This is a genomic window from Ruegeria sp. CI8, assembly GCF_056536865.1.
Window position 1 is genome coordinate 1,065,499 of record NZ_JBQFQL010000001.1, and the last position, 22,603, is coordinate 1,088,101.

Annotated in this window: 20 protein-coding genes; 16 read left to right on the forward strand and 4 right to left on the reverse strand. The window is 60.9% G+C overall.

All coding sequences use genetic code 11. The annotated features are described in order from the left end of the window. Positions 1 to 61: 61 nt before the first annotated feature. Together ACR0DA_RS05205 and ACR0DA_RS05210 are read right to left on the reverse strand one after the other, a co-directional pair. Positions 62 to 2,314: a mechanosensitive ion channel domain-containing protein gene (locus tag ACR0DA_RS05205; RefSeq protein ID WP_480753193.1), complete on the reverse strand. Its 2,253-nt coding sequence runs from the start codon at positions 2,312 to 2,314 to the stop codon at positions 62 to 64. A gap of 269 nt (positions 2,315 to 2,583) precedes the next feature. Continuing rightward, positions 2,584 to 3,492, reverse strand: a complete 909-nt coding sequence (locus ACR0DA_RS05210; protein ID WP_170432817.1) for a LysR family transcriptional regulator — start codon at positions 3,490 to 3,492, stop codon at positions 2,584 to 2,586. A 169-nt stretch (positions 3,493 to 3,661) separates the two neighbouring features. Here ACR0DA_RS05210 and ACR0DA_RS05215 point away from each other — a divergent pair, with 169 nt between their 5' ends. From ACR0DA_RS05215 to ACR0DA_RS05260, 10 genes are all read left to right on the forward strand, one after another. Then, positions 3,662 to 7,081 carry an indolepyruvate ferredoxin oxidoreductase family protein gene (locus ACR0DA_RS05215; protein ID WP_480753195.1) on the forward strand — a complete coding sequence of 1,140 codons (3,420 nt, stop codon included), beginning with the start codon at positions 3,662 to 3,664 and terminating at the stop codon, positions 7,079 to 7,081. A 76-nt stretch (positions 7,082 to 7,157) separates the two neighbouring features. Then, entirely contained in the window at positions 7,158 to 8,036 is an 879-nt protein-coding gene (locus tag ACR0DA_RS05220; protein ID WP_170389992.1) for a lysophospholipid acyltransferase family protein, read from the forward strand. Positions 8,037 to 8,044: 8 nt separating this feature from the next. Then, positions 8,045 to 8,854, forward strand: coding sequence for a glutamate racemase (locus ACR0DA_RS05225; RefSeq protein WP_170357695.1), 810 nt, complete (start codon positions 8,045 to 8,047; stop codon positions 8,852 to 8,854). A gap of 93 nt (positions 8,855 to 8,947) precedes the next feature. Next, the gene (gene argC / locus ACR0DA_RS05230; RefSeq protein ID WP_480753196.1) at positions 8,948 to 9,976 is read left to right on the forward strand and encodes an N-acetyl-gamma-glutamyl-phosphate reductase; all 1,029 of its coding nucleotides are present in this window, start codon (positions 8,948 to 8,950) and stop codon (positions 9,974 to 9,976) included. 7 nt (positions 9,977 to 9,983) lie between these two features. Then, the gene (ccmE, locus tag ACR0DA_RS05235; protein WP_170338751.1) at positions 9,984 to 10,430 is read left to right on the forward strand and encodes a cytochrome c maturation protein CcmE; all 447 of its coding nucleotides are present in this window, start codon (positions 9,984 to 9,986) and stop codon (positions 10,428 to 10,430) included. A gap of 138 nt (positions 10,431 to 10,568) precedes the next feature. Further along, on the forward strand, positions 10,569 to 11,180 hold the full coding sequence (locus tag ACR0DA_RS05240; protein ID WP_480753198.1) for a holin-associated N-acetylmuramidase: 612 nt from the start codon (positions 10,569 to 10,571) through the stop codon (positions 11,178 to 11,180). Next, on the forward strand, positions 11,171 to 11,749 hold the full coding sequence (locus ACR0DA_RS05245) for a holin family protein (RefSeq protein WP_480753199.1): 579 nt from the start codon (positions 11,171 to 11,173) through the stop codon (positions 11,747 to 11,749). Before ACR0DA_RS05240 ends, ACR0DA_RS05245 begins: the two co-directional genes overlap by 10 nt. A gap of 75 nt (positions 11,750 to 11,824) precedes the next feature. After that, positions 11,825 to 13,789 (forward strand): heme lyase CcmF/NrfE family subunit, encoded by a 1,965-nt coding sequence (locus ACR0DA_RS05250; protein WP_170368527.1) that lies wholly within the window; start codon positions 11,825 to 11,827, stop codon positions 13,787 to 13,789. Further along, on the forward strand, positions 13,786 to 14,241 hold the full coding sequence (locus ACR0DA_RS05255) for a cytochrome c-type biogenesis protein (RefSeq protein ID WP_480753201.1): 456 nt from the start codon (positions 13,786 to 13,788) through the stop codon (positions 14,239 to 14,241). The genes ACR0DA_RS05250 and ACR0DA_RS05255 overlap by 4 nt, the downstream gene beginning before the upstream one ends. 71 nt (positions 14,242 to 14,312) lie before the next feature. Next, complete coding sequence (locus ACR0DA_RS05260) at positions 14,313 to 15,089, forward strand: enoyl-CoA hydratase-related protein (RefSeq protein ID WP_480753202.1); 777 nt, start codon at positions 14,313 to 14,315, stop codon at positions 15,087 to 15,089. Positions 15,090 to 15,092: 3 nt separating this feature from the next. On the opposite strand, the gene bmt is transcribed toward ACR0DA_RS05260, so the two are convergent. Together bmt and ACR0DA_RS05270 are read right to left on the reverse strand one after the other, a co-directional pair. Beyond that, complete coding sequence (bmt, locus tag ACR0DA_RS05265; RefSeq protein ID WP_480753203.1) at positions 15,093 to 16,106, reverse strand: betaine--homocysteine S-methyltransferase; 1,014 nt, start codon at positions 16,104 to 16,106, stop codon at positions 15,093 to 15,095. A gap of 118 nt (positions 16,107 to 16,224) precedes the next feature. Next, positions 16,225 to 16,542, reverse strand: a complete 318-nt coding sequence (locus ACR0DA_RS05270) for a DUF1476 domain-containing protein (protein WP_170357709.1) — start codon at positions 16,540 to 16,542, stop codon at positions 16,225 to 16,227. A gap of 188 nt (positions 16,543 to 16,730) precedes the next feature. Here ACR0DA_RS05270 and purC point away from each other — a divergent pair, with 188 nt between their 5' ends. The 6 genes from purC to ACR0DA_RS05300 all read left to right on the forward strand — a co-directional run bounded on the left by purC (position 16,731) and on the right by ACR0DA_RS05300 (position 22,522). Further along, on the forward strand, positions 16,731 to 17,486 hold the full coding sequence (gene purC / locus ACR0DA_RS05275; RefSeq protein WP_170357710.1) for a phosphoribosylaminoimidazolesuccinocarboxamide synthase: 756 nt from the start codon (positions 16,731 to 16,733) through the stop codon (positions 17,484 to 17,486). A gap of 147 nt (positions 17,487 to 17,633) precedes the next feature. Then, positions 17,634 to 18,302: a MarC family protein gene (locus ACR0DA_RS05280; RefSeq protein WP_170339322.1), complete on the forward strand. Its 669-nt coding sequence runs from the start codon at positions 17,634 to 17,636 to the stop codon at positions 18,300 to 18,302. Between the two features lie 129 nt (positions 18,303 to 18,431). Beyond that, complete coding sequence (gene purS, locus ACR0DA_RS05285) at positions 18,432 to 18,662, forward strand: phosphoribosylformylglycinamidine synthase subunit PurS (RefSeq protein WP_170339320.1); 231 nt, start codon at positions 18,432 to 18,434, stop codon at positions 18,660 to 18,662. 34 nt (positions 18,663 to 18,696) lie between these two features. Continuing rightward, positions 18,697 to 19,365, forward strand: a complete 669-nt coding sequence (purQ, locus tag ACR0DA_RS05290) for a phosphoribosylformylglycinamidine synthase subunit PurQ (RefSeq protein ID WP_170368407.1) — start codon at positions 18,697 to 18,699, stop codon at positions 19,363 to 19,365. 36 nt (positions 19,366 to 19,401) lie between these two features. Continuing rightward, complete coding sequence (locus ACR0DA_RS05295) at positions 19,402 to 21,174, forward strand: sensor histidine kinase (protein ID WP_093961983.1); 1,773 nt, start codon at positions 19,402 to 19,404, stop codon at positions 21,172 to 21,174. Positions 21,175 to 21,187: 13 nt separating this feature from the next. After that, entirely contained in the window at positions 21,188 to 22,522 is a 1,335-nt protein-coding gene (locus ACR0DA_RS05300) for a sigma-54-dependent transcriptional regulator (protein WP_093961984.1), read from the forward strand. Positions 22,523 to 22,603 lie beyond the last annotated feature (81 nt).

Here is a 22,603-nt window from a genome sequence, read left to right on the forward strand (position 1 = left end):
ATGCAGGTTGCACCACCGGAATGACGGGGACAGCGGCGCATGCGCCGCTGTCCCGCCGCCGTTATTGAGGCGGCTCTTCCTTCTTGTTCACTGCGTCGGCCGCGGCCGCGCCGATCGCCGCTTTCTGCTGTTCGGTCAGGTTTTCGGCCTCTTCCAAACCGGGGATGGCGACGCGCACCTCACGGCGGGCAAAGTCGATCCCGTTCTCCTTGAAGGCGGCCTTGACCCGGTTGAAGATCTCCTTGCGCAGGGTGAACTGCTTGCCGGGCTTGGCCATGAACTTGCCGCGGATGATCATGCCGACATCGTCAAAGTCGAACACGCCCTGCGATTTGAAGGGCTGCAGGAAGCCATCCTTGTGGAGCGGGTCCTCCATCATCTCGGCGCCGATCTTCTTGAAGATCTTCTTGACCTTGTTCGGATCAGTGTCGAAGGGCACGGTGAATTTCAGCTTCATGATGACCCAGTCGCGGCTGTAGTTGGTCAGCTTCTGAATCTCACCGTAAGGGATGGTATGCACCGGACCGCGATGGTGGCGCAGCTGCATGGAGCGGATCGAAATCTTCTCTACCGTGCCGGTGGTGCCACCCACGTCGACATATTCACCCACGCGGAAAGCATCGTCGATCAGGAAGAAGATGCCGCCCACGATGTCCGAGACCAGTTTCTGCGCACCAAAGCCGATGGCCAGACCCAGGATACCGGCACCAGCCAGAAGCGGCGTGATGTCCAAGCCCAGAGCGCCCAACGCCAGCAAGGCGAAGATCACCGCGATGGCCACCTGAGCAGTCACGCGCAGCAAAGGCAGAACCGTGGCCAGGCGCGAGCCGCCGACACCGCCGCCTTCGCCGGCTTCCTCATCGGGGCTCTGCTCCGAAGCTGTTTGCTCTTTGGCAAGCCGGCGGTTGATCCAGAGCGAGACCACCTCGTTCAGGATGTAGCCGATTGCGATGATGATGAAGAACTGAACCAGTTTGCTGCCGGTTTCCGAGTCCCCGCCCGCAATATCCTGCAGGTCCAGATTCCAGGCATCCGCAATCATAAGAATGACCAGAATGCCGGCCAGAACGCGTCCGATGCGGATGTAGCTGCGTTTGGTCGATTTGTAGGCACGTTCCGCGATCGGACCATCGCCCATCATCGGCGGCAGCAGGTGCCGGGTCAGCCCTCGGATCAGCGTGTCGAGCGCCGGTGCGATCAGCAGCCAGAACATCGTGACGAAATGCGCGCCTTCGGCCAGAAGGGCAAACACGGCCGGATTGCGCTGAGCGGCGAGGAACTCGACCAAAAGCCAGGTACCCGCCGACACGGCGATCGCAAAATACGGATAGTAGCGGGCGACTTCTTCGTCGAAATGCGTACGATCCGGATCGGAACCACGCATCATGTCGGTCAGACCGTTGCGGGCCGTCCAAGCAATGACACCGACATAGATGTGGATGGCGGTGTTCAGCCAGAAACCAAGGCGCGATTCACCCGGCATCACGCCATTCATCGCATTGAAATCCAAGATGAACAGGGTGAACCCGATCAGCAGGAACAGGCCGATCAGGTTCCGATGCAGGTATTTTGCCCATTTGTCATTCACGTTGACCAGTCGCAGGTTGCTCTGCTTCGGGGCGAGAATGAAACGGGAAATCGCGGCTCCTAGGCGGGGGAACCAGATCAGGAAGAACACGAACGGTGCGGCCTGGGCAATCTGTTGTTCGTCCAGCAACCGACGCCCGACGAAAACCAGCGTGTAGTAAAAGACAAGCAGCCCCAGAAACTCGACGCAGAAGCGCTTGAACAAAAAGACAACCGCGCCTTTTAGGTTGGTCGAGGCATCCCCATCGACGACTTTGATCCACCTGCGAGTCCAAAGTCCAACCGCCGTTTCTGCGGCATACCCGATTGCAAGCGCCAGGAAGGTGAACCCGAACAGGGTTGCCAGACCGCTTGCGCCAAACTTGTTTCCGAAATTGCTGAAAGCTTCGACCTGCGCGGAAACCAGCAGCGGAACCTTGCGGATGACATCCAGCCAAGACGCAGCCATGTCGCCCGCCGAGGAGGAGATCGTTTGCAGCAGTCCCTTACGGGTAGTCTGCGTTTCGGCCTGTTTCGCTGCGACCGCATCAAGCCGTTCCAGCAAAATGGCCCGGACTTGATCGTCAGACATTCTCGCCACCAGATCGTCGACCTGTTCGGGGGTCAGATCTTCGGGGATGGTGACATGGGTGGTAGTGGATTCGCTGGTGCTCTGGGCCATGCTTGGCCGGGCCAGGAACGTGACGGATACCAACGCCATCAAAAACAGGCGGAGTAGGCTGGTCATAAACTTTGTCCTCGAACACGAAATATTATGGTTTTTCGCGATCATAGGCCCGTTGGCAAAATAATTCCAAACGATTTGGCACCGCGCACCGGGGTGCAGGCCAAAAAAAAGGCCGAGCACTAAGCTCGGCCGTAGTCCAACAGGGAGGTATGAAGATGATGAGCGTTTCAGCATCATCGCCTTCGAGTGCTCATTTAGGGATCACTCTGTGAACGATCAAGGTTTTTTGGGCGCATTGAGGGCATGCCCGCTATGCCGCGAGTGCATAGCTACAGTTTTCCCAGATGTTTCAGCTGCTTGCGATGCGCAATGATTTCATCCTGAACAAAATCTCGGAACGCTGCGACCCGTTTTGAGTGCCTCAGTTCTTCAGGATAGGCCAAATATACCGGCACATTCGCCGTCTCGATGTCGGAGAGGATCGGGACCAGGTCAGGGAAATCCTCGGTCACGTAGTCGGGCAGGACGCCAATTCCGAGGTCATTCAGGACACCCTGCAGAACACCAAAGTAGTTGTTCACCGTCAGCAGTGAGCTGGGTTCGTAGGTCATGAGGTGACTGACCATCGACGCGCCAACGCCAACCTGGGGTGCGGCGGGGGTCTGACAGATCAGGCGGTGTTTCGAAATGTCCTCCAGCGTCTGGGGCGCGCCACCGTGCGAATCCAGATAGTTCTTGGTCGCGTACAACATCATTCGAACGGTCATCAGACGCTTGCGGACAAGATCGGCCTGACTGGGTTCCTTCATCCGGATAGCGACATCCGCTTCGCGCATCGGAAGATCCAGCACGCGTTCTTCGAGCATCAGGTCGATATTCAGGTCCGGATACTGCTCATACAGCTTGGGCAGGCGCGGCGCCAGCCACAGGGTCCCGAAGCCAAAAGTCGTGGTGACCCGCAGGACTCCAAAGACCTCATCCTCGCTGTCGCGGATTCGCGCCGCAGCAGCGTCCAGACGCTTGGACATGGCCGTTGTTGCATCGAACAGAAGCTCGCCCTGTTCCGTTAGAATCAGACCGCGGGCGTGGCGATGGAACAGTGTGGCACCCAGCGATTCCTCAAGTGCGCGAACCTGACGGCTGACGGCGGATTGGGACAGATTCAGCTTGTCTCCGGCATGCGTCAGACTGCCGGCGTCAGCTACCGCGTGAAATATTCTGAGCTTGTCCCAATTCATCGTCGCAACTTTCGTTATCCTTTGGCAGCCCTATATGAAAGAGGTAACAAATTCCATATTCAAACGGGGAAATCGTTACAGAACAGGGGGAATTTTGTATACAGGTCAGAAATTGTGACCTAAAATGACGTCAAATGCAGCACACTATTCCGACGTGGGGAGGCGTCTGATGAGTCAGCCAAAGATTTCGCTCAATGACCGTTTCGATTTGACCAAAAGCCCGGTGCTTTTGAATGGCACGCAGGCGCTTGTTCGTCTGATGATGATGCAGAAGGCGCGCGATACTGCCGCGGGTCTCAACACTGCCGGTTTGGTCACCGGATACCGGGGGTCTCCGCTGGGTGCGGTCGATCTTCAAATGTCGCGCGCCGAAAAGCAATTGGCCGAGTGCGATGTGACCTTTCAATACGGTCTGAACGAGGACCTAGCCGCCACAGCCCTGTGGGGCAGCCAGCAGGCCGGTCTGCGCGGCGACGGCAAATATGATGGCGTGTTCGGCCTGTGGTACGGCAAGGGGCCGGGTGTGGACCGGTCCGGCGATGTGATGCGTCACGCCAATATGGCCGGAACCGCCAAGCATGGTGGCGTTCTGATGGCGATGGGCGACGACCACACGGGCGAAAGCTCGACCGTGCTGCACCAGTCGGAATGGTCGATGGTTGATATGTACATGCCCGTCGTCAGTCCGGCCGGAGTGCAGGAAATCCTCGACTATGGAATCTACGGCTTTGCGCTCAGCCGGTTTGCCGGGGTCTGGGTCGGGCTCAAGACAATGAAGGATACGATCGAGGTGACCTCGGTCGTGGATGGCCGGCCCGACCGGATGCAACTGGTGACGCCCGAATTCGACATGCCCGAAGGTGGGCTGAACATCCGGCTGGGCGACACGCCGCACCTGCAGGAGGCGCGGATCATCGACTACAAGCGGTTCGCGGCCGAGGTGTTCTCGCACGCCAACCGGATGGACCGGCGTGTCTGGGGCAAGCCCGGCGCCAAGATCGGTATCGCCGCGGCGGGCAAGAACTGGCTGGACCTGGTCCACGCCATGTCTCTGCTGAACATCGACGAGGCCGAGGCCGAACGGCTCGGGATCACCACCTACAAGATCGGCCAGACCTTCCCGTTGGACATGAAGGGGTTCCATGATTGGGCCGAGGGGCTGGACCTGATCATCATCGTCGAAGAAAAGCGCAAGCTGATCGAGGTGCAGGTCAAAGAGGCGATCTTTGACGACCGTCGCGGGCGTCGCGTGTACGGCTGGTACAAGGGCGGGGCAGGCACGCTGCATCGCGAAGAGCTGTTCCCGACCCGTGGTGCGCTTGATCCGATCATGATCGCCGAGAAGCTGGGCGAGATATTCATCGAGGAAGGTCGCGAAACCGACGGAATTCGCGCAGGGCTTGCCAGCCTGCAAGAAGCGCGCCGCAACGACAACGCGCAGGAGATCGCGACGCGGCTGCCGTATTTCTGCTCGGGCTGTCCGCACAATAGCTCGACCAAAGTGCCGGAGGGCAGCCGGGCCTATGCCGGGATCGGCTGTCACTACATGGTACAGTGGATGGACCGCGAGACCACCGGCTTTACTCAGATGGGCGGCGAAGGCGCCAACTGGATCGGAGAGGCACCGTTTTCGACCACGAAACACGTGTTCCAAAACCTGGGCGACGGCACCTACAACCACTCGGGTGTTCAGGCGATCCGCGCGGCGCTGGCGGCCGGGACCAACATCACCTTCAAGATCCTGTTCAACGACGCGGTCGCCATGACCGGCGGGCAGGAGAACGAGGGCCATCTGACCGCCGAGCGCATCGTCCGCGAGGTCAAGGCCATGGGCGTCCAGCATGTGGCCGTCGTCTATGACGAAAAGGAAGACGTGAACTTCAAGGCGCTGCCCGGCGACGTGGAAACCCACGAACGGGCCGAGCTGATGGCGGTTCAGAACAAGTACCGCGAGATCGAAGGCGTGTCGGTCATCGTCTACGTCCAGACCTGTGCCGCCGAGAAGCGCCGCCGCCGCAAGCGCGGCACTTTCCCGGACCCGGACAAGCGCGTGTTCATCAACTCGGACATCTGCGAGGGCTGCGGCGATTGCGGGGTGCAGTCGAACTGTGTCTCGATCGTGCCCAAAGAAACCGAGCTGGGCCGCAAGCGGGCGATCGACCAGTCCAGTTGCAACAAGGATTTCTCGTGCCTCAACGGATTCTGCCCGTCCTTCGTCACGCTGGAAGGCGCCAAGATCCGCAAGGAAGCCACCACCGAGATCGATATCCCCCATCTGCCGCAGCCGGTTCTGCCGCAGATCGACGGCACGCACAACGTGGTCATCACCGGCGTCGGCGGCACCGGCGTCGTGACCATCGGGGCGGTTCTGGCGCAGGCCGCGCAGATCGACGGCAAGGGCGCGGGCATGATGGAAATGGCCGGGCTGGCGCAAAAAGGGGGCGCGGTGCATATCCACTGTCGCCTGGCCAACAAGCCCGAGGACATCAGCGCCATCCGCGTGGCCACCGGCGAAGCGCATGCGCTGATCGGCGGCGATCTCGTGGTGTCGGCCGGGGCCAAGACGCTGGGCCTGACGCGCACTGGTCAGACCGGCGCGGTGGTCAACAGCCACGAGATCATCACCGGCGATTTCACCCGCAACACCGAGTTCCACATTCCGGTCGACCGGCTGGAACTGGCACTGGAGGCGCGACTGAAGGACGGTCTTGCCCTGTTCGACGCGACCGAGCTGGCACGCGCAGTGATGGGCGATTCGATCTATTCCAACATGATGGTGTTCGGGGCCGCCTGGCAGCGGGGGCTGCTACCGGTCAGCCACGAGGCGATCATGACCGCGATCGAGCTGAACGGCGCCGCGGTCGAGCGCAACAAGCGCGCCTTCGAGGTCGGCCGCTGGGCGGTTCTGCACCCCGAGGAAGTGGCGCGCATCGTGACACCCACGGTGACCGAGTTGCCCAAGACACCCGAGCAGGCCATCGCCTTCCGGGCCGATCATTTGGTGGCCTATCAGGGCAAACGGTTGTCCAAGCGCTATCTCAAGCTGGTCAAGACGATCGAAGACCCGAAGGTCCGGGATGCCGTCGCGCGTGGGTATCACAAGCTGTTGTCCTACAAAGACGAATACGAAGTGGCCCGCCTGCTGCTGGACAGCCGCGACAAGGCCGCCGCCGAATTCGACGGCGACATCAAGATGACCTTCCACCTCGCTCCGCCGATCCTGGGCGGCAAAGGGCCGGACGGGCGTCCGCGCAAACGGCAATTCGGCGAATGGCTGCTGGGGCCGATGAAGGTTCTGGCCAAGCTGAAGGGGCTACGTGGCACGCCGCTGGACATCTTCGGCTATACCGCCGAGCGCCGAATGGAACGGGCCTTGATCCGTCAGTATGAGTCGGACATGAAAGAGGTCCTGCCCAAGCTGGACGACAACACCCGTGATGCGATTGTCGCGCTGGCGCGGTTGCCGCTGGACATCCGCGGTTTCGGTCCGGTATTGGCCGCCAACGAAGCCAAGGCCGCCAAGCGGCGCGAGGAACTTCTGGCCGTAATCCGGCAGGGAGGAACCGAGACGCGGGCCGCGGCCGAGTAACGTCATATCGGTGTCATGGAGGCGCGGTAGGGTTCCCGTCCGCGCCGTCCGATGACGGCCACGCCGGAGACCCGTGATGAAATCACGTCGCCAAGTCGCTCGGGACATTTCCTACGCCCATTCTGCAGAAACGCGGGGCGGGCGCATGGTCATCAAACTGATGGAGAACACGACCGGTCGGCTGCGTCTGATCCGGCGCGCGGATGGTTACGAGCGCGAGGTCGCCAATGGCCGCGATTTCTGGTCGGTCATGGTCGAACGCTACGGGCTGAGCCTGAACGTGGTGGGTGGGGCGCTGTCAAACATCCCCAAGGACGGCCCGCTGATCCTGATCGCCAACCACCCCTACGGGATTCTGGATGGATTGATGATGGGGCATGTGCTGTCCCAAACCCGCGGAGATTTCCGTATTCTGGCCAATCATGTGTTCCACAAGGCCGAGGATCTGAACCGGATCATCTTGCCGATCTCTTTCGATCAGACGAAAGAGGCGATGAGGCTGAACCTGCAGACCCGAAAAACCGCCCTGGATTATCTGGGGCAGGGTGGGGCAATCGGGATTTTTCCCGGTGGCACGGTCAGCACGGCGGCGCGACCCTTCGCGCACCCGATGGACCCGGGCTGGCGCGGTTTCACCGCGCGGATGGTAGCCAAGTCAAATGCCGCCGTGGTGCCTTTGTTCTTTGATGGGCACACCTCACGCCTGTTCCAGATCGCCAGCCATCTGCATGTGACGCTGCGCATGGGTTTGCTGATCAAAGAGTTCAAAAAGCGTGTCGATACCCCAGTGGATGTGGTCGTGGGGCAGCCCATCGGTCGCGACGTTCTGGACCCATTGGCCGGCGATACGCGCAAGATGATGGATTTCTTGCGCAAAGCCACGTATGAGCTGTCTCCGAAGCCGCTGAAGTCGTATGACTATGGCTATGAATTCGAGGAACGGCATCGCGCCTGAAGGGGCAAATGGCAGTAGGCATCTTTGATTCCGGATTGGGCGGGCTGACCGTCCTGAACGCCGCGCAGACACGTCTGCCGGAGGTGGATTTCCTGTATTACGCGGACAGCGCGCACGCGCCGTATGGCGTGCGCGACGCCGAGGATATCTACAACCTGACCCGAAACGCGGTGCAGGACCTGTGGTCGCGCGGCTGCGATCTGGTGATTCTGGCCTGCAACACAGCCAGCGCCGCGGCGCTTCGGCGGATGCAGGAAGAGGGCGTGCCGCAGGGCAAGCGCGTGCTGGGTGTGTTCGTGCCGCTGATCGAGGCGCTGACCGAGCGCCAGTGGGGCGACAACAGCCCCCCGCGCGAAGTGGCGGTCAAACATGTGGCTCTGTTTGCCACGCCGGCAACCGTGGCAAGCCGCGCGTTTCAGCGTGAACTGGCGTTCCGCGCCATCGGCGTCGATGTTGAGGCGCAGGCCTGCGGTGGCGTGGTCGATGCCATCGAGGACGGTGACATGATCCTGGCCGAAGCCCTTGTGCGGAGCCATGTGGACGCGTTGAAGCGCAAGATGCCGCAACCGCAGGCTGCGATCTTGGGCTGCACCCATTACCCCTTGATGGCCGAAGCCTTTCAGGCGGCGTTGGGACCGGACGTGCAAGTGTTCAGCCAAGGCGACCTGGTGGCCGAAAGCCTTGCGGATTATCTCCAGCGGCATCCGGATATGCTGGGCGGGGGTGAGGCGGGTTACCTGACCACAGGCAATCCGCAGAAGGTCAGTGACCGGGCAACGCAATTTCTCCGACGACAGATCACCTTCAAGGCCGCCTGACTTAGGTCAAGGACCGGCCCCTGTCATGAATTTATTTGGTACCTGTCATGTCGGCGGGTGCCAGACGTGTCACATAAATCTACGAGGTCTGACATGACCCACAAAATCGCAATCCTGGGCGCTTCGGGCTATACCGGTGCCGAACTGGTGCGGCTGATCGCCGAGCACCCGAACATGGAAATCACCGCCCTGGCGGCCGAGCGCAAGGCCGGGCAGACCATGGCCGAGGTGTTTCCGCATCTGCGCCATCTGGATTTGCCGCGTCTGTGCAAGATTGAGCAGATTGACTTTGGCCAGATCGACCTGTGCTTTTGCGCGCTGCCGCACAAGACCAGTCAGGAGGTCATCCGGGATTTGCCCTCCGACCTCAAAATCGTTGATTTGTCAGCGGATTTCCGGCTGGCCGACCCCGATGAATACGAGAAATGGTACGGCAATCCGCATGCCGCACTCACGCATCAGGATGAGGCTGTCTACGGACTGTCCGAGTTCTATCGTGAGGACATCCGCGGCGCGCGGCTGGTGGCTGGCACCGGGTGCAATGCTGCCACGGGGCAGTATGTGCTGCGGCCGTTGATCGCGGCTGGTGTTATCGACCTGGATGACATCATTCTTGATCTGAAATGCGCCGTCTCAGGGGCGGGGCGCGCGCTGAAAGAGAACCTTCTGCACGCCGAACTGAGCGAGGGCACCAACGCCTATGCCGTCGGCGGTACCCACCGGCATCTGGGCGAGTTCGATCAGGAGTTCTCGAAACTGGCGGGCCGCGCGGTTCACATCCAGTTTACGCCGCACCTGATCCCCGCGAACCGGGGTATTCTGGCGACCTCGTATGTGAAGGGTGATCCGCAGAGCGTTTATGAAACGCTGTGTGCAGCCTATTCAGACGAGCCTTTCATTCAGATGCTGCCCTTTGGCGACACACCTTCGACCCACCATGTGCGCGGATCGAACTACTGCCACATCGGCGTTGTTGCTGACAGGATCGAACGGCGTGCCATCGTGATTGCGGCGCTGGATAACCTGACAAAAGGTAGCAGTGGGCAGGCCTTGCAGAACGCAAACCTGATGTTAGGTGAACCCGAAACGACCGGGCTTATGATGGCCCCACTGTTCCCATGAGGGCGAGATGAAGACGCTGAAGAAACGTCGTCGTGTACAGATCATTCTGTTGGCTTTTGTGGCTTTGGCCCTGGCGACGGGCTTGATCGGTTATGCCATGCGAGACGGGATCAACTATTTCCGCTCGCCCAGCCAGGTAATCGCCGAACCGCCGGCGCCGAACGAGGTGTTCCGCATCGGTGGCTTGGTCGAAGAAGGCTCGATCGTACGAGGGCAGGGTGAAACCGTACGGTTCACCGTCACCGACGGGGGTGAGAGTGTGAAGGTGGCCTTCACCGGTGTCTTGCCTGATCTGTTTTCCGAGGGTCAGGGGATGGTCGGCACCGGAAGCTACGTTGATGGTGTGTTCCAAGCCACTGAAATTCTGGCAAAACACGACGAGACCTATATGCCGAAAGAGGTCATCGATGCCTTGAAGGAGCAGGGCGTCTACGAAGAGCCGGCAGACAGCTGAAACAGGACAGCCTTCGGTAGGTTGCCTGAATGAGTGTTCAAGGGCGTTGCGCGATCTGGTCGTGCAGCGCCCTTCGTCGTTTCATGGATTTAAGGATTTCACCGGACCGTGGGCCGCATAGGAACACAGAGGTGCAGCATGCAGTCGGTTCAGCAGATTGCCAACGAGATCGTAACCCGTGAGGGCGGCTTCGTCGATGATCCGGATGACCCGGGAGGGGCCACGAAATACGGTGTCACAATCCACACGATGCGACGGTTGGGCCTTGACCTGACGCGTGACGGGACTGTCGATCGCCGCGATGTGATGGCGCTTGACCGGGAACAGGCTGTCGCGATTTTCATCACGCAATACTTTCAAAAGCCCGGTCTGGCACGGGTGCCCGACGCGCTGCAGCCGACGCTGTTCGATATGTACGTGAATGCGGGCGGACAGGCGGTGCGCATCCTGCAGCGTCTTTTGGTGCAGATGGGATTTTCGCTTGCCGTGGATGGCGTTTTGGGGCCGCGAACGGCTGGGGCGTGCGATCAGGCCGCAAAACCCGATCCGGTGGTGTTGCGCGACGCGTATGGGGTGGCCCGAAGGAACTACTATTTCCGGCTGGCTGACCGACGTCCGGCCTTGCGCAAATACGTGCGCAGCCGAAACGGTGGGAAAGGGGGTTGGATCCGCCGGGCCGAGGAGTTTCTGTCTCCGCCCTATCACCTGAGCATCGCCGAGTTTCAGCAAAGGATAGCCGCATGGGACTGATCGCAGGTGTTTTTGATCTTTTGTTCGGGGGTGGGCGCAACGTGGTGCGCGAAACTGCCGAGGTGTTCCGCGAGAACTCGGAGGCCGGTGCAGAACGCGCTGTTGCGCTGCGCGGACAGGCGATGAACCAGTTCGGCGCGGAATTCGAGGTTCCCCGCAAAGGCGGGTTTGACCGTTTCATGGACGGTTTGAATCGGTTGCCAAGGCCTGCATTGGCGCTGGGGACATTGGGTCTGTTCGTGGCCGCGATGGTCGATCCATTGTGGTTTGCGGCGCGGATGCAGGGAATTGCACTGGTGCCCGAGCCGCTGTGGTGGCTACTGGGCGTCATCGTGTCGTTCTATTTCGGAGCGCGGCACCAAGCGAAGGTTCAAGACCTTCAGCGTGATATCTCAGTTACGATGATGCGGGCGCCACAGGTCATGGCCAACTTGCAAGCTCTTCACGAGATGCAAGCGGACAATCCGGGGGCTGCCGATCCGGGGCCGGATGCGGAACTGACGGCCCAGGTGATCATCCCCGATCATAACCCGGCGCTAGAGGACTGGCGGCGTCTGCAGCGCGCCTGACCCGCGACACTATGTGCGCCTGATTGCGGCGAAAGTGATTGGCGCTTGCCCGGGCGCGGGATTATACCCGAGCCCATGATTACCGAGCTTGGACATTTCGCCCTCATCCTGGCCTTCATGGTGGCCATAGTTCAGACAGTCGTGCCATTGATCGGCGCCGCAAAACGCTGGCCGTCATGGATGCTGTTCTCGGAACCCGCGGCTATTGCGCAATGCCTTCTGACAGGATTTGCCTTCGCTGCGCTGGTGTGGGCCTTTGCGACCTCGGATTTCTCGCTGCGTATCGTGGTGGAAAACAGCCACTCCCTGAAGCCGATGCTGTATAAGATCAGCGGAACCTGGGGAAACCACGAAGGCTCGATGCTGTTGTGGGTGCTGATCGTGGCGCTTTTTGGCGCAACGGCCGCGCTTTTCGGCCAGGGTTTGCCACCCACGCTCAAGGCCCGTGTCTTGGCGATGCAGGCCGCAATCGGGGTGGCGTTCTACGCCTTCATCCTGTTTACTTCGAACCCGTTTGACAGGCTTCCCGTGGCGCCGTTTGACGGCCGCGATCTAAACCCCTTGCTGCAGGATCCCGGTTTGGCTTTCCATCCGCCGTTTCTGTACCTTGGATATGTGGGCCTGAGCATGGCATTCAGCTTTGCCGTCGCTGCCCTGATCGAGGGGCGGGTGGACGCGGCGTGGGGTCGTTGGGTTCGACCGTGGACCCTGGCAGCGTGGATATTCCTGACCATCGGCATCGCGTTGGGATCCTGGTGGGCCTATTACGAACTGGGTTGGGGCGGGTTCTGGTTCTGGGATCCTGTGGAAAACGCGTCTTTCATGCCGTGGCTCCTGGCCGCCGCCCTGTTGCACTCGGCCATCGTGGTCGAAAAGCGCGAAGCCTTGAAAAGCTGGACCATTCTGTTGGCGATCATTGCGTTTGGCTTTTCTCTGATCGGCACCTTCATCGTGCGCTCGGGCCTTCTGACGTCGGTTCACGCCTTCGCAAACGATCCTGAGCGTGGTGTGTTCATCCTGTTCATTCTGGTGGCGTTCATCGGCGGAGCGCTGATCCTGTTCGCCGCCAGGGCGCAGGCGATGGAGGCCAAGGGGCTGTTCGGAATGGTCAGCCGTGAAAGCGCATTGGTGCTGAACAATATCCTGCTGGCTGTCAGCAGTTTTGTCGTGTTCTTCGGGACCCTGTGGCCGATGGTTGCCGAGATGATGTTCGACCGAAAGCTCTCGGTCGGGGCACCGTTCTTCAATGCGGCCTTTACGCCGTTCATGGTGGTGCTGGGCATCGCATTGCCGCTGGGCTCGATGCTGCCGTGGAAGCGCGGCAGGCTGGGCCGCGTCGCATGGCAACTGCGCTATGCGTTTGTTCTGGCCGTTTCGCTGGCCGTACTGGTTTGGGTGCTGCAGACGGGCCGCAGCGCGCTCGGGCCGGTTGGTTTGTTCCTTGGCGCATGGATCACCTTCGGCGCCGCGGTCGATCTGTGGAGCCGTACAGGCCGCACCGGCGGCTTCCGGCGTCTGATGCGTCTGCCGGGTGCGGATTGGGGCAAGGCGATCGCCCATACCGGTCTGGGGGTCACGATCTTTGCGATTGCCGGCCTGACCGCCTGGGAGGTCGAGGACATCCGTGTTGCGCGTATCGGGGAAACCTTCGACGTGGGCGGTTTCTCGTTCACTTTGGACGGCGTGCGCGAAGTTGAGGGACCGAACTATTTCTCCACCATGGCCGATGTGCAGGTTCAAAAAGATGGTCGAGAGATTGCTACGCTGAACCCGGAAAAACGGACCTATCCGGTGGCCGCCATGCCCACGACCGAGGCCGCGATTGACTACCGTTTTCTGCGTGATGTCTACGTGGTCATCGGGGACCAGCAGGACGATGGCGGCTGGGTCATGCGTACTTACATAAAACCTCTTGCGAATTGGATTTGGGGAGGCTGCATTCTGATGGCTCTTGGCGGATTGTTCAGCTTGTCCGACCGCCGCTTCCGGGTGGCCGCAGGCGCGCGCAAGGCTCCGGCAGGCGGGGTGCCAGCAGAATGAAACGTCTGATCGTTTTGCTGTTGTTGCTGGCATCGCCGCTGATGGCGGTCCAGCCGGATGAAGTCCTGGACGATCCCGCGCTCGAAGCCCGAGCGCGGGACATCAGTACGGGCCTGCGTTGTCTGGTCTGTCGAAACGAAAGCATCGACGAAAGCAACGCGGAACTGGCCCGTGACCTGCGAATTTTGCTGCGCGAGCGGCTGGTCGCGGGCGACACCGATGAACAAGCGGTTGCCTATATCGTCGACCGCTACGGGGAATACGTGCTGCTCAAACCCACGACCACGGGGGCGAACCTTCTGTTGTGGCTGGCAGGGCCGGCCATGCTGTTGATTGCCGCGGGTCTGGGGTGGAACTTCTTGCGCGGTCGTGCGCGGGTTGACGAGACCTCCGCCGTAGACGGTTTGAGCGACGACGAGAAAGAGCGCCTGCGCCGGATTCTTGAAGACTGACGTGCGGTTTGCCTTTCCCTTGCGCGGCATTTGCGTCAGGGTTCGGGAAATTCTGCGCATGTGAGGACTTCATGGAATACGAAACGGTGCTTTTGGACATCACGGACGGTTTGGCTGTGGTCACGCTGAACCGGCCGGACAAGATGAACGCGCTTACGACAAAAATGCGCGCCGAGATTACCCATGCGATGAAAAAAGCCGCTCATGACGCGCGTGCAATCGTTCTGACGGGCGCGGGTCCGGCCTTTTGCTCCGGCCAGGATCTGGGCGATGCGTCCAGCACTGGCAAGATCGATTTGGAACGCGCGCTGCGCGACGAATATGAACCGATGCTGGAAGCTGTTCATGATTGTCCGGTGCCGACGATCGCGGCCGTGAACGGTCCCGCGGCGGGGGCAGGGGCCAACCTTGCCCTTTGTGCCGATGTGGTCATTGCGACCGAAAGCGCCTATTTCCTGCAGGCCTTTGCCCGGATCGGGCTTTTGCCGGACGCCGGCGGGACGTGGTTCATGCCGCGCCAGATGGGTCTGGCCAAAGCCATGGGTGCGGCCCTGTTCGCCGACAAGATTTCTGCGCGTCAGGCTGATCAATGGGGCATGATCTACGAGGCGGTTGACGACGATGAATTCGCCGCGCATTGGCGCAAGCGCGCCGAGTACCTGGCCAAAGGGCCGACTGCGGGCTTTGCCGCGATCAAAAAGGCGATGAGAGGCACCTACGAAAACACCTTGCCGCAACAACTGGCGACCGAGGCGCACCTGCAGGGAGAATGTGGGCGCACCCGTGACTTCGCCGAAGGCGTGGTAGCATTTTTGGAAAAACGCGCCCCTCGGTTCGAAGGGCGCTGAGGATTAGGCCCGGCGGCGGCGACGCGCGCGCCGTTCGGGCATCGCCTCGTCCCCGGTTCCGTCACTGGCCGACGAGAGAGGCCCAAGGACTGCAGTAATTTGCTCGAGCGACGGACGGGCGCCACGGGGTTCAGTGTCCAGTGCCTTGCGCATTTCACGCAGGTGCGCTGGCATCGTTCCGCAGCAACCGCCGATGATGGTCGCACCTGAATCCCGCGCCATGGCGGCGTAACGGCCCATCAGTTCGGGCGTGCCGTCATAGTGGATGTGGCCATCGACATATTTCGGAATACCCGCATTGCCCTTGGAGATCAGGGGGCGTTCGGTCCCCTGTGCGACAAAGCCCAGAACCGTGCGCAGGATGTCGGACGCGCCGGTGCCGCAGTTGGCGCCAAAGGCGATCGGCGGGTTGGGCAGGGTTTCGACCAGCTGCGCCAGATCGGCCGAGGTGACACCCATCATGGTGCGACCGGCGGTGTCAAAGCTCATGGTGCCACACCAGGGCATGTCGGCCAGGGCAAAAGCCTCGGCCGCCGCGCGGAATTCCTCGGGGGCGCTGATGGTCTCAAGCCACAGCACGTCGACGCCGCCGGCTTTCAACGCCTCGGCCTGTTCATGGAACATCTCTACCGCCTCGGCATGGGTCAGGCTGCCCACTGGTTCCATGATTTCCCCAGTCGGGCCGACCGATCCTGCAACCACCACCGGGCGTCCTGCGGCATCCGCCACCTCACGCGCCAGTTCGGCGCCGATGCGGTTTAACTCGGCCACGCGGGTGTGGGCGTCGTGCAGCTTCAGACGTGCCGCCGTTCCGCCGAATGTATTGGTCAGGAACAGGTCGCTGCCTGCGTCCACCGACCCTTGATACAGGGCGCGGATCTTGTCGGGCTGGTCGGTGTTCCACAGCTCGGGCGCGTCGCCTGATTGCAGCCCCATGTTGAACAGGTTCGTTCCGGTGGCGCCGTCGGCAAGAATGGCGTCCTTCGTTTCCAGCAGTCTGGTCAGCGCGTTAGTCATTGGAGATGTCCGGAGTTGTGGCCCCAAGGGCCAAAAATTTAGACGCCCCGTGTCGCATGACCGGGACGTCAAATCAAATTCATAATACTCATGAAGATCATGAGGTGGGCGGCATGCCTCAGTTGGCTTCGCTCATCACCTGAGCTTTGGCCTCTGGCAACAGTTCCGCCATCTTGGCGCGGATTTCCTCGGGGCTGGACAGATCGCCCAGATCGGCGGCGACCTTGCGCACCACGTCCTCGTGGCCGGCCTCTTCGAAATCGGCGATCACGACGGATTTTGCATACTCGGCGGCCTCGTCGCCGCTTTTGCCCATTTTTTCCGCAGCCCACAGGCCCAGCAGCTTGTTGCAACGGGCTTGCGCCTTGAACTGCATTTCTTCGTCATGGGCGAATTTTGCTTCAAAGGCGTTTTCGCGTTCGTCGAACGTGGTCATGGGTGTTGGGCCTCTTCAAGTAAAAGTGTGTTTCCTGATGATATGACCATACGCGCAGCCGGGTGCAAGGTATTTGCGCTGCGTCAAAGCCTCTCGGATGCATGAACTTGCGGGAAAGGGGGGCTTGCACTATGAGAGCGCCAACGCGATGGGACTCATTCCCTCGCCCCAGCCTGGAAAGGTCGCACATGGCGCGTCGCAAGAAGATTTACGAAGGCAAGGCCAAGATCCTGTACGAAGGCCCGGAACCGGGCACGATCGTGCAGTATTTCAAAGATGACGCCACCGCGTTCAACGCGGAAAAGAAAGACGTGATCGACGGCAAGGGTGTTCTGAACAACCGCCTGAGCGAATTCTTCATGACCGGTCTGAACCAGATCGGCGTGCCGACCCATTTCATCCGCCGCCTGAACATGCGCGAACAGCTGGTTCGCAGCTGCGAGATCATCCCGCTGGAGGTGATCGTCCGCAACTATGCTGCCGGGTCGCTGTCGAAACGGCTGGGCATCGCCGAGGGCACGCAGTTGCCGCGTCCGATCGTGGAATACTGCTACAAGGACGACTCGTTGGGTGATCCACTGGTGACCGAGGAGCACATCGCCGCCTTCGGCTGGGCCAGTCAGCAGGACATGGATGACATCCTCAGCCTGGCGCTGCGGGTGAACGACTTCATGAGCGGCGTGATGCTGGCTGTGGGTATCCGTCTGGTCGACTTCAAGATCGAAATCGGTCGTGTCTACGAGGGTGACTTCCAGCGCCTGATCGTCGCTGATGAGATCAGCCCGGACAGCTGCCGCCTGTGGGACATCGAGACAGGTCAGAAACTGGACAAGGACGTGTTCCGTCGCGATCTGGGCAGCTTGACCGATGCCTATTCCGAGGTCGCCCGTCGCCTGGGCGTTCTGCCGAAAAGCAACGTGAGCAAGCCCACCCTGATCAACTGATCGCGCCGACTGGCAGGGCCTAACAAGGATGCGCTGTTCCTAATCAGGGCGGCGCATTTTTCATTGCGGGTTTGACAGGTCAGGCCCCCGTCACGCATCTTCGGGTTGACCGACCAAGCCGGTCCGCTAACCAAGGTGGCACACTGAATGAGCGCGTTGTTCGATCAAGCGGTTTTCCTGAAGTTTCTGGCGGCCGTGCTGGCCATATTCAACCCGCTCTACAACATCCCGATCTTCCTGAGCATGACGCGTGACTGCACACCTGCCGAACGGCGCAGGGTAGCTATGATCGTGATGGCCTCGGTGACAGTGATCGCACTGATCTCGGTCGCTATTGGCGAAGAGGTGTTGGCTGTCTTCGGGATCGACGTTCCCTCGTTTCGCGTGGCCGGCGGGCTGATTATCTTCGGGATCGGCATGTCGATGCTGAACGCGCAAGACCGGGCGCCGGGCGATCAGGCGGCCGTGGTCGATGGTCACGCGCGCAAGTTGAACTTTGCCGTTGTTCCGCTGGCGATCCCGTTGACGATTGGCCCGGGCACGATTGCCGTGACGATCGTGTTCTCGCATCAACTGTCGGATGGGGCCGAACTTGTGACCCTTGGCTCGGCGATCCTGATCGCCTGTTTCATCGTCGGGCTCGGCCTGTTGTTTGCTGACAGCATCTCGCGTCTTGTGGGTGAGACGATGATCAATGTGCTGACCCGGATCATGGCGATCCTGCTGGTTGCCGTGGCCGTCGAAATGGTTCTGACCGGCATCTTCAACGCGGTTGATGCACATTATCCCGGGCTGACGGGCAGCCCAGGCAATTGAATTCCTCAAGATGAAGCGCCTGCGGTCATTCGACCGCATCACAAAGGCTTGTTCTGCGCGGTCAGTCGCGCTATCCCCCGCGCAACGGAACAGGCCCCGGCGCGGCGGGCCACAGGTGGAGTTGCGACGATGAAGGCACGGGTGCACGTAATGCTCAAGAACGGGGTTCTGGACCCTCAAGGCGAGGCTGTGCGCCACGCATTGGGCGCACTGGGGTTCGACAAGGTGCAGGGAGTCCGGCAGGGCAAGGTGATTGACCTGGAACTGGCCGATGGCGCGACCAAGGCCGATGTGGCCGAAATGTGCGAGAAGCTGTTGGCCAACACGGTCATCGAGCGTTACGAGATCGAACTGGTCTGAATTCTCTGACCGTCATCCCCAAGGAGGGTTTCCCATGCGCGCAGCGGTTGTTGTTTTTCCGGGGTCCAACTGTGACCGGGATCTTGCCGTCGCCTTTGAGCAGGCCGGATTTCAGGTCGACATGGTCTGGCACAAGGATGCCCAACTGCCGCAGGGCGTGGACATCGTAGGCGTGCCGGGCGGGTTTTCTTACGGCGATTACCTGCGCTGCGGTGCGATTGCTGCTCAGTCTCCGATCTGCAAGGCGGTGGTCGAGCACACCGAACGGGGCGGCTATGCCATCGGCATCTGCAACGGGTTCCAGATACTGACCGAGACCGGCATCCTGCCGGGCGCGTTGCTGCGCAATGCCGGCTTGAAATACATCTGTCGAACCGTTGGGCTGAAGGTTGCGACCAGCGAGAGCGCTTTTACTCAGGGCTACAACGCCGGAGACGTGATTCAGATTCCGATCGCGCATCACGATGGCAACTACTTCGCTGATGACGAAACCATTGCCCGCCTACGGGATGAGGATCGGATCGCCTTCAGCTATACTGACAACCCCAACGGCTCGCGCGGGGACATTGCCGGGATCCTGTCGCACAACCGGCGCGTGCTGGGGATGATGCCTCATCCCGAGCGGGCGGCGGACGAGGCGCATGGTGGCACCGACGGAGTGGCGCTCTTCCGCGCATTGTCGGGTGTGCTGACACCTGCGTGACTTGAGGTCGTGGGCGCGGAAGCGTAGCTTCGGTGCATGAGTTCCGACGCGCAATCAGGCTGGACAAATCTATTTGGCCGCGGTGCCCCTTTGGGGTGGCGCCTGCGGCTGGCCGTGTTCGTGTTGCTGGTTGCTGCTGCGGCGACGGTCTGGGTCACCAACAGCCTGCTGACCAATCGGTTCACGGAATCGACCCGAAACAGGGCTGAACTGCGTCTGGCGCTCTATTCCGGCAACCTGCTGAGCGAATTGCGTCGAAATGCCATCGTTCCACAATTGCTGGCCCGAGACCCGACCTTGATTTCGGCCTTGCAGTCAGCCGATTTTTCCCTGTCGACGCAGCGGCTTCTGTCCTTTGTTGAAGAAATCGGAGCTGCGTCGCTGATGCTGCTGGATCGGGATGGTCGGGTCGTTGCCGCAACAGACCGCAATCGACTGGGCGAGTCCCATCGAAGTGACCCGTATTTCGTGAATGCCGTCAGGTCGAACGCAACGATCTTTTCCGAGATTGCGCGCGAGACCGGCAGTTATGGCTTTCTCTATTCCCGCAGGATCGAGGCCGGGTCGGAAATTCTGGGCGTGATCGTGGTCGAGGTTGATCTGCGCAAGTTCGAGAACGCTTGGGCCGGGATCTCGGACGCGGTCATGGTGACCGACAGCACCGGAACGATCATTCTGTCGACCGAACCCCAGTGGCGCGGCCTGAACGAGACTGAGGCTTTGTTGCGGCAGCATCCGCAGGGTGCCATCCAGCGCGCAATTCGGGCGACTACCGATTGGACGGCCTTGCCGCCGGATGCCTATGTCGCGGGCGAGGCCGTGATGCGCATGGAGACCCGCATCCCGTTCCGCGGTTGGAAGATGACTTCGTTCACGACCTATTCCTCGATCCGCGAAAAGGTGAACAGCGTGTTGGCGCTCGAGATCATGGGGTTTGCGATTCTTCTTGCGCTGACGTTCTATGCACTGAGCCGCAGGGCCACGTTCCGCATGGCGCTGTTCCAACGCGAGTCGGCGGAGCTTCGCGCATTGAACGCAAGGCTGCAGCGCGAAATCGCCGAACGCGAACGGGTTGAAAAGACGCTGGAAGTGGCGGAACAGACGCTGGCCCAAAGCTCGAAGCTGGCAGCCTTGGGCGAGATGTCGGCGGCCGTCAGTCACGAGTTGAACCAGCCGTTGGCGGCGATGAAGACCTATCTGGCGGGTGCGCGGCTACTGCTGCGCCGAAACCGCCCCGAAGAGGCGCTGGCCAGCTTTGGTCGGATCGACGGTCTGATCGAGCGGATGGGCGCGATCACGCGGCAGCTCAAGTCTTATGCCCGAAAGGGCGCGGACGCGTTTTCACCCGTAAATCTTGGGGAGGCGTTGGCCTCATCCCTGTCGATGATGGAACCGCAGCTGCGCCAGAGGCAGGTCAAGATCACCCAGATCCTGCCCGAAGAGCCGGTGATCGTGATGGGAGATCGGATGAGGATCGAACAGGTTATGGTCAACCTGTTGCGAAACGCGCTCGACGCCACCAAATCTGTTGCAGAGCCGGAGGTCGAGATCATTCTGGCCGCAGGCGAGACCGCCGTGCTGGCGGTGCGCGACAATGGCCACGGGATCGAGGATATCGAGAACCTGTTCGAGCCGTTCTACACCACCAAGCGGCCCGGAGATGGGGTCGGCTTGGGTCTTGCCATCTCGTCCGGGATCGTGAACGACCATGGCGGACGGCTGACCGCGCGCAACGGCCAGAACGGCGGCGCGGTATTCGAGATGCAACTGCCCATTTTGGGACATGACGGCCTTGAGGCCGCAGAATAACGAGGACGTACCTATGGCACAGGCCATGAAAATTGCCATCGTGGATGATGAACAGGACATGCGCCAGTCGATCAGCCAATGGTTGGCGCTGTCCGGCTATGACACCGAAACCTTTGCAAGCGCCGAGGATGCGCTGAAGGTTCTGGGGCCGGATTACCCGGGGATCGTGATCTCGGACATCAAGATGCCCGGCATGGATGGTATTCAGCTGTTGAAGAAGCTGATGGGCGCCGACAGTACCTTGCCGGTGATCATGATTACCGGTCACGGCGACGTGCCGATGGCCGTCGAGGCGATGCGGGTGGGGGCGTTCGACTTTCTGGAGAAGCCGTTCAACCCGGATCGGATGTCGGAACTGGCCAAACGCGCCAGCAACGCTCGGCGTCTGACGCTGGACAACCGCGCCCTGCGGCGCGAGCTGTCGGGCGGCACGCAGATCATGAACAAGCTGATCGGCGCCAGCCCGGTGATGGAGCGCCTGCGTGAAGATATTCTCGACCTGGGCCAGGCCGACGGGCATGTGCTGATCGACGGCGAAACCGGCACCGGCAAGACCCTGGTGGCGCACGCCTTGCATGCAGTGGGCAGCCGGGCGGGCAAGAAATTCGTTCTGGTCTCGTGTGCCGCGCTGGAAGAAGAGGCGCTGGCCAAGCGGCTGTTCGGCCCGATGATGCCCGAGGACACGCAACTGCCCGCAATCGAGGAAGCCCGCGGCGGCACTCTGGTGCTGGAGGATATCGAGGCGCTGAGCGACACGCTGCAGGCGCGGTTGCTGAGCGTGATGAACGAGCAGGGAACGCCGGCCGAGACCCGGATCGTTGCGATCTCAAACCTGCAGGAAGCGGGCAAGACCAGCGAGGACGTGCTGCGGCCCGATCTGTTCTATCGTCTGGCGGCGCTGCGCATCACCATGCCGCCGCTGCGGCAGCGCGGCGAGGATATCCTGACCCTGTTCACCCGGCTGAGCGAGCAGTTTGCCGAGGAATATGGCTGTGAGGCACCGCAAGTCAGCGCCCAGGAGGCCGCGCAGCTGCTGCAGGCCCCATGGCCGGGCAATGTGCGCCAGTTGATCAACATCGCCGAACGCGCGGTTCTGCAGTCGCGGCGCGGCTCGGGCACCATCGCGTCGCTGTTGATGTCCGATCACGAAGAGATGCAGCCGGTGATGACCACCGAGGGCAAGCCGCTGAAGGAATACGTTGAGGCGTTCGAACGGATGCTGATCGACAACACCATGCGGCGCCACAAGGGGTCCATCGCCTCGGTGATGGAGGAACTTTGCCTGCCGCGCCGGACTTTGAATGAAAAAATGGCCAAGTACGGGTTGCAACGGGCGGACTATCTGTAGGCGAGAGGCCAGTCCCTTTTTGGCCTTTTGGCCAAAGTACACCCGGGAAATTTGAAGCCGGAGGAAGCCCGACCTGTCCGT